This window comes from Parashewanella tropica (assembly GCF_004358445.1).
Taxonomy (GTDB): Bacteria; Pseudomonadota; Gammaproteobacteria; order Enterobacterales; family Shewanellaceae; genus Parashewanella; species Parashewanella tropica.
In genome coordinates this window covers 348,499-355,494 of record NZ_CP037951.1, presented here as the reverse complement: position 1 = coordinate 355,494, position 6,996 = coordinate 348,499, and the positions used below count along the sequence as shown (strand labels likewise).

The window sequence follows — 6,996 nt, the reverse complement described above, 5'->3', positions numbered from 1 at the left end:
ATGATCTTAGCGATTAGAGCCCTTATTCTATCTAGCCTCTTTAGGCTGGTCAAACTTTTGACACTTTTTTATAACGCCATATTTTAATTGAACATTTTATGTAACAAATTTGTATCAAAGTAATTAAAGATTTTTATGAAGAAGAAAGGAAATTAATGAGATCTGATGTAAGATTTGGAGTAAACAACCGTTCACTCCAATGCATGCACTATTTAAGAATGTAACGCGTGGCGATAACAGTTAAGTGCCTCGGTTTGTTCACCAAGCTGTTCGTGAAGTTTACCTAATGCTGTCCAGCTGGATACGCAAGGCTGTAATTGATTCACTCGCAGCCAGTGTCGCTTAGCTTCAGGAAAATCATTAGTTTGCTGATTTAGGATCGCTAAACAACGATGATAACTGGCATTGTTATCCTGTGACGATTCTAATCCAGCTAATAACTTGCGTATATCACTATCCTCAGCGTTAATCACATCTGGAAGTAAATCAAATAGCTCATTAACAGGTTGTGACTTTATGGCTTTATGAACCAATTTCTTTGCCTGAGCCTTATCACCCAGCTTTGCTAAGCACTTGACATATTCTGCTATATTGCTCGGTTCTTTGCGCTCTTTTCGACTCAACCAATGCCAAACTTTTTCTAATTCGGGAGTATTGTCAGCCCCTTTCAGTAATGACTGATTCACTTGATGCTGTAGTTCATTAAGCTCGATTTCATTCAGCAATTTTAGTTTTACCACTTTTGGCAGTAATATTTTCAACGCCGACCAATCTTGTTGTAAGCGATATAGCTCTAACCCCAGCTTAATTAATGTGGCCTTATTACTGTCTGAAGCAATGAGTTTATCTAGCTGTGTCCTAGCAGAATCTAATTCTCCTTGCTTGATCAAATAACGAACTCGAGTCACCGCAATTGAGGACTTTTTCTCTGCCAGCTTTTCAGCTTGATTGAGGTAATGCTCTCTTTGTTGAATATTGCCTTGGTGATGCGCAGCCCTTGCAGCGGCAAGCCAGTTAACCAAAGGCAATTCGCCATTATTTGCACCTTTACACATCGACTGTTCAGCGCTCAACCAATCTTCTTCGGCGATGAAGAGTGCGCCCTGTAACGTATGCTTTCGTGCTGATTGTTTGCGCCAATGGCTGGATAACCAACCTCGGCGTACAAAGGTGTTAATAACACTGACAATGAGCCACTCAATAAGCTGTATTAAACTGAAGATCACTAACAGCGCCACCACAGCGAAAACCACGCTGGTTTCGACCTCATAGTCGCCAATCGATAAATATAGATAACCTGTATGAGATAAGATCCAAGGGCTGATCACTAACCCAAGTAATATGATCACAATATAAGCGAGTGTCCTGATCATAGAGAAGGCTCCCTCACCGCTGACAAGTGACCATAAGTGACGAGTTGCTTGAGTAATGGAACCGAATCAAAACGACGGATTTGTGTATGAGAAAGCGTCAACCTTTTCAATTGCTCAAGCTCATTTAATGCATTTTTAGTGGTTTCATTTTGCAGATCAAAATATTCAGATAACCACTTGTGCGCTAACTGAATAGAGTGATGAAAATTCACTTCGTCGTTGCGATACAAGGCTAGCTGTGCTTGCAGTAATTTGTTTTTAATATTTTCTTGTAGATACCAACGCTGTTTTGGTGACATCAAAGGCTGTACATCCCCCTGACGTTTACGAATATGAATAAAATCCTTAATTAACGCTTGCCAGGTCTTATTAATGTTTTCTTTCCAATCATCAATCGATTCTGACAAGACATTATCTTCAGGCTGTACTGTTACTTTCGGTTTAAATTGATTGAGTGGTAAGCTATCTAGCTGCTCAATCACGCCATCAATAGCAAATACAGCACCTGTAATATCGGTTTCGTTTATGGATTTGACTTTGGATAGATCCCGAGAAATGGCTTTTCTGATTTGCAATAACGAAGGGTCTTGCATCGATGCAATCTGCTGATCGGCAGCTTTCAATAATTCAGTCGCCGTCATAGGATCATTTTCTAACCACAGTTTCCGACCCGCCATACGTACAAGATAATCCGCTTCCGCTGCCATCCAATGTTTGGGGCTGCGTTTGGCTAGTCCACTGACATTACTTTCTAATTCTGCCACACGTTGCTGTAGCTGCTGGCTTTTTTGGTTAACACTTTGGTTTTCTGCTTTGAGCTGTGCCGTGTATGAATTCTGTTGTTGTAGTTTCTGCTCAACACTCGCTATCTGTGCATGCCATTCTGCTTCTTTTGATTGTTGCTGGTTATAAAAGTAATACCCCGTAGCCACAATCCCGCAGCTCACAGTAAAACAAAGCAAGATACTCAATATTATCCAGATTGAGGTTTTCGCTTTAGCTTTGCCCTTTGAGCTCGCCACAGCTGACTTAACCTCAGACTTAACTGGCTCTGATTCAGTTTGGGCTGATTCCATTATGATGATCCTTGATGAAGCAATGTACAGGTCTCTAGCAAAGCAAGTTCACTTGCTCCACCAGCGTTCATCACCTTGGCAAATCCGTTCGATTTCGCCATGGCTTCAATTCGTTCGCTAACGACGATTAATTGGCATTGTTTGAGCCAATCACTGTCGGTTTTTTCCATTAATGTTAATAGGTTTGTGAGGATCTCACCACTGGTGATGATAACTGTATCCACGTTTTGCAGTTTCCATTCAGTTATACAAGACGCGGCATCAAGCTCAGGTAAAAGCCTTTGATAAGCTTCGATGTAATGAACCTCACCACCACGCTGCTGAATTTGTTCAGCCAACAACTCTCGACCACCTTGTCCACGTACAATAACCACAGTTTGCCCGCTTAAATCCTGAAATTGAGATAGGGATAACAACCCCTCACTGTGCTGCTCAAGTTTTGGTGGACACTTCGCCTCTATCCCTTTGCACTTTAATTGCTCTTTTGTGGCGGAGCCAATGGCAAATACTTGTGTAGAATGACTCAACGCCTGAAATAATTCTTCAGGCGCACAATTTACCGCATTAACACTGATAAATATGACTTTCTGAGAGCTTTCAACAACCGCCAGTTTATCCGCAGAAGGTGTCACTGCAGATATCGACAATAAGGGCTGGCATAGACTTTCTATCCCTAGGTCATTTAACTTACTCGCCAAAGTAAGGTTTTTTCCTTTGGGTCGAGTCAATAGCACCTTCATTTCATGTCGCCCTTACTGTTCATACCTTCAATGATGATTGATTTTATTTGTAGACTGCATCGAGAATGGCTTTAGCCCCTTGCGCTAGCAATTTTTCAGCGAGTTCAATACCTAACTCCGTGGCTTGCTGCTTATCACCTGTCACTGAATCAGCAATGATTTCACTGCCATCAGGTGCGCCCACTAATCCTCTTAACGATAGTTGATCACCGTCAATTTGAGCAAACGCGCCTATCGGCACCTGACAGCCCCCTTCTAATCGAGTATTCATCGCACGTTCGGCTAAAACGCGATAGCGGGTTTCTTGATGCTCAAGTGGCGCTAATAGGGCTTTGACTTGCTCGTCATCCATGCGACATTCAATCCCTACCGCACCTTGACCGTTAGCAGGCAGTGACACTTCAGGCTCAATAAAGCTGGCAATTCGATTAGACAATTCAAGACGGATCAGTCCGGCTGCCGCAAGAATAATGGCATCGTAATCACCGTTATCAAGCTTGGCGAGACGAGTGCCTACGTTTCCGCGTAAATCACGGATTTCAAGATCGGGACGCAAGGCACGTAACTGACATTGACGACGCAAACTAGAGGTTCCAACAATCGCACCTTGTGGCAATTCTGTAATACTCTTGTAGGTATTGGAAACGAAAGCATCACGCGGATCTTCACGCTCACAAATCACATGTAAGCCTAATCCCTCAGGGAAGTCGACAGGCACATCTTTCATCGAATGCACAGCGATATCAGCACGGCCTTCTAACATCGCGACTTCAAGCTCTTTTACGAACAATCCCTTTCCACCAACTTTGGCCAGAGGCGTATCTAAAATCACGTCTCCTTTAGTACTCATCGGCAGCAGCTCTACGGTGATATCACCATGGATTTGCTCAAGGCGTTGTTTAACATACTCTGCTTGCCACATGGCAAGAGGACTTTTGCGGGTTGCAATACGAATGACAGGTTGAGACATCGACGGTTCCACTTTTACGACTCAATGATTAGAGCAATGCTATCATTGCCCTGATAAAGTTACCATTTTTGCAGCATTGAAAATCAAAACTCAGGGTTTAACCTGATTTTTTTCTAATCGTGATATTGCTACTCTTTTTCTTGAGATCGCTTTGCCTGCCAGAATCACCATGACCGATTAAGTGATAAATCACTTTTGTATTTGATTGAATAGGGGTAACCCTAATTCACCTTCCCCCGCCAGGGATGGCTTCCATTTCCCCTTATATCAAGGTGTTATTTGTATGATAATTTCGTGATCTGGGACATAAAACAGGCGTTTTCGTGATCCATTTCACTTTAACTTGCTCGTTGACAAATTTATCGCTAGCATGAGCATTCATTGCCGTTCTGACCTAGTATCTCGATGCTTGAACAACAGCGCATATCTAAACTCGCCAATCAGCTTAATCAAGTAAGACTTGCACGCCTTCACGCATTATTAACCCCAATGCAGCAACGGGTGTTTCGCTTACTTCCGTATTTATTGCATCAGAACCACGTCGAAGTACCAGGTTTTGTCAGTCGGCATACGTCTAAAGGTGTCGTTGATTTTTCCTTCAACGACGCGCTCATTGAAGATTGCCAAATATTTAATTTCCCGCTTGAAATAGACTCGGTATCTGCGCCCATTTTTGAAGGTATTTATGCCATGGGCAGTGTGGCGAGTTTCGGACACTCAAAACACAGTGACATCGACATTTGGGCCGTGCATCAAGCTAAAGCCTTAGCCACAGATTTAACATTACTAAGACAAAAACTCGATAAGTTGACTCAATGGTTCGCCAGTTTCGATTTAGAAGTGAATTTTTATCTGGTTCATCCACAGCAATTTTGTGTCGAACAAGCTGAAAGTCATCATCAAACTCTAGGTCGAGAACACAGTGGTAGCGCACAGCACTGGTTATTATTAGAAGAGTTTTATCGCTCACAAATTTGCCTTGCTGGACGACCTGTTGCTTGGTGGCCTCACGTCAAAGAACTTCCTGAATTACTGCATTTAGGTGATGTTCGTAATCTCGATGCCAGTGAATATTTTGGCGCTTCTTTGTGGCACCTTTATAAAGGGATCGAGAAACCTCATAAAGCGTTACTCAAAGTACTGCTGCTTGAAGCCTATGCCAGTGACTATCCGAATTCTCTTTTGGTGACCGATAAAATATGGCAAAAGATATTAGATGGTGATTTTTCTCAGGAAAACGATCCCTATCTGGTGCTTTATTATTACATTGAAGATTATTTACTTAAGCTCAACGATGCTAAGCGATTAGAAGCATTGCGACGCTGTTTTTATTTAAAGTGCGGATTAAAGCTCACTCGTGAAGATCATGAAAACGATTGGCGAGCTGAAAAAATGCAGCAGCTGGTCAAGCAATGGCAATGGTCTGAGACCCTACTACAAACACTAGACGAGCGTGAACATTGGCACTGTGGACAAATACAACAATTTAACAGCCAGTTATACGATCTACTGCTTTCTAGCTATCAAACCTTATTGGCTTTTGCTTCAAAACAAGGGCTGGATGAAAGTTTAAAAATGGATGAGTTGAATGTGCTTACTCGAAAATTACGCACATTTTTTCATAACAATGATCATCAAATCAGTAAGCTCAACCGCGTATCTGCCGCTGTCATCACCGAAGATGAATTAACCGTGCTTCACTCCAATCGTGACGGTTTGTATTACTTATATCGTGGTGCGTTACAAGGCTCAGATTTCATTGGACAAACACCAATATACCAAGCTACGGCATTATCAGGTTTGTTGATGTGGGTGTGTTTCAATAAGATTTCATCACCAAAAACCAAATGGTATTTATCGCTAGATACTTGGCAACGGTCTAAAAAAATTGAAGCCATTAATAAGCAGATCCTCAGTCTTTTAAAAAGCGCTCCACCACCCAACAGCGTCAGTAAACACGATTTATGTCAGCCTTGGTATTATCGTCAGTTAATTTTGCTCATTAACCTTTCGTCTGATCCCACTCATGACTGGCAAGGGCAAGAAATGATGGTAGATGTACTCAATGCCAACATCTTTTCTTTGGGCCGAAAAAAGCTCAACATGCTCGGCAGTATTGATATTTTATCGGTAAACAGCTGGGGCGAATGGCATTATCGAAGCTTTAAAGGAAATACTGCAATGCTTGATGCTCTGACCTTTATGGCACCGGGATTAAGCCGAGCTAGCCAAGGACTAGGCATTGAAATATTCAGTGCTTCTAGACGTCTCGCTCGTCAGCTCAGCCAGCAAATAGAAAAGCTAACCAGACAGGCATTGAGGTTAACTCATAGAGCCACCGACTCTTGTACTTTATTACAGCCAATCCATATAGGTGAAAAACGTTTTGGGATTTTTATCAACCGACACAGCGCCGTTTGCCAAGATCTACAAGACCCTAAATCTTTTTATCAACGCATCAGTTGCGATAAATTAACCGAATTGCCCCGTCCAGAAGTATGTGAAGACCCACATGCTTGTGCTCCTTCAATCATATTGGATCATGCCGCCATGGATACCATCCAATACTTTTTAAGGCAGACAGGAGAAGATATTGAAGTGTTTGTGATGGATGAGTTCAACGAGATTCAGCATTTTATCCAACGTCAGCAACCGATTGAGCAACTGATCAGCACCATCAGTCGCCATTTTGCATTTAGTGAAATCACAGAAAATCGCGGCCATTTTAATTTGCCGCAATTTTTCTTACTTCAACGCACGGAAGGAAACTTAGAAGTCGTGCCATTTGGCATATCAGCTGAAGAAGCACTGAATGATTTTTAAATCAAAAAAATCAT

The 6,996-nt window shown here is 42.2% G+C and carries 5 protein-coding genes; 1 reads left to right on the top strand and 4 read right to left on the bottom strand.

Annotation, left to right across the window (positions count from 1 at the left end; translation table 11 throughout):
* Positions 1–212: 212 nt before the first annotated feature.
* The 4 genes from E2H97_RS01570 to hemC are packed head-to-tail and all read right to left on the bottom strand — an operon-like array spanning position 213 to position 4,159.
* A complete protein-coding gene (locus tag E2H97_RS01570) occupies positions 213–1,373 on the bottom strand; it encodes a heme biosynthesis HemY N-terminal domain-containing protein (RefSeq protein WP_133405497.1) in 1,161 nt (386 codons plus the stop codon).
* Positions 1,370–2,449 carry a uroporphyrinogen-III C-methyltransferase gene (locus E2H97_RS01565; RefSeq protein WP_133405496.1) on the bottom strand — a complete coding sequence of 360 codons (1,080 nt, stop codon included), beginning with the start codon at positions 2,447–2,449 and terminating at the stop codon, positions 1,370–1,372. Before E2H97_RS01565 ends, E2H97_RS01570 begins: the two co-directional genes overlap by 4 nt.
* The gene (locus tag E2H97_RS01560) at positions 2,449–3,189 is read right to left on the bottom strand and encodes a uroporphyrinogen-III synthase (RefSeq protein WP_133405495.1); all 741 of its coding nucleotides are present in this window, start codon (positions 3,187–3,189) and stop codon (positions 2,449–2,451) included. The genes E2H97_RS01565 and E2H97_RS01560 overlap by 1 nt, the downstream gene beginning before the upstream one ends.
* A gap of 43 nt (positions 3,190–3,232) precedes the next feature.
* Positions 3,233–4,159: a hydroxymethylbilane synthase gene (gene hemC / locus E2H97_RS01555; protein ID WP_133405494.1), complete on the bottom strand. Its 927-nt coding sequence runs from the start codon at positions 4,157–4,159 to the stop codon at positions 3,233–3,235.
* 405 nt (positions 4,160–4,564) lie between these two features.
* Here hemC and E2H97_RS01550 point away from each other — a divergent pair, with 405 nt between their 5' ends.
* On the top strand, positions 4,565–6,982 hold the full coding sequence (locus E2H97_RS01550; protein ID WP_133405493.1) for a class I adenylate cyclase: 2,418 nt from the start codon (positions 4,565–4,567) through the stop codon (positions 6,980–6,982).
* The last annotated feature ends 14 nt before the right edge of the window (positions 6,983–6,996 follow it).

What these genes read in the sequence shown, in the direction of transcription:
- E2H97_RS01570 (WP_133405497.1), bottom strand. Translation starts at nt 1,373, where the DNA reads ATGATCAGGACACTCGCTTATATTGTGATCATATTACTTGGGTTAGTG.
- hemC (WP_133405494.1), bottom strand. Translation starts at nt 4,159, where the DNA reads ATGTCTCAACCTGTCATTCGTATTGCAACCCGCAAAAGTCCTCTTGCC.
- E2H97_RS01565 (WP_133405496.1), bottom strand. Translation starts at nt 2,449, where the DNA reads ATGGAATCAGCCCAAACTGAATCAGAGCCAGTTAAGTCTGAGGTTAAG.
- E2H97_RS01550 (WP_133405493.1), top strand. Translation starts at nt 4,565, where the DNA reads ATGCTTGAACAACAGCGCATATCTAAACTCGCCAATCAGCTTAATCAA.
- E2H97_RS01560 (WP_133405495.1), bottom strand. Translation starts at nt 3,189, where the DNA reads ATGAAGGTGCTATTGACTCGACCCAAAGGAAAAAACCTTACTTTGGCG.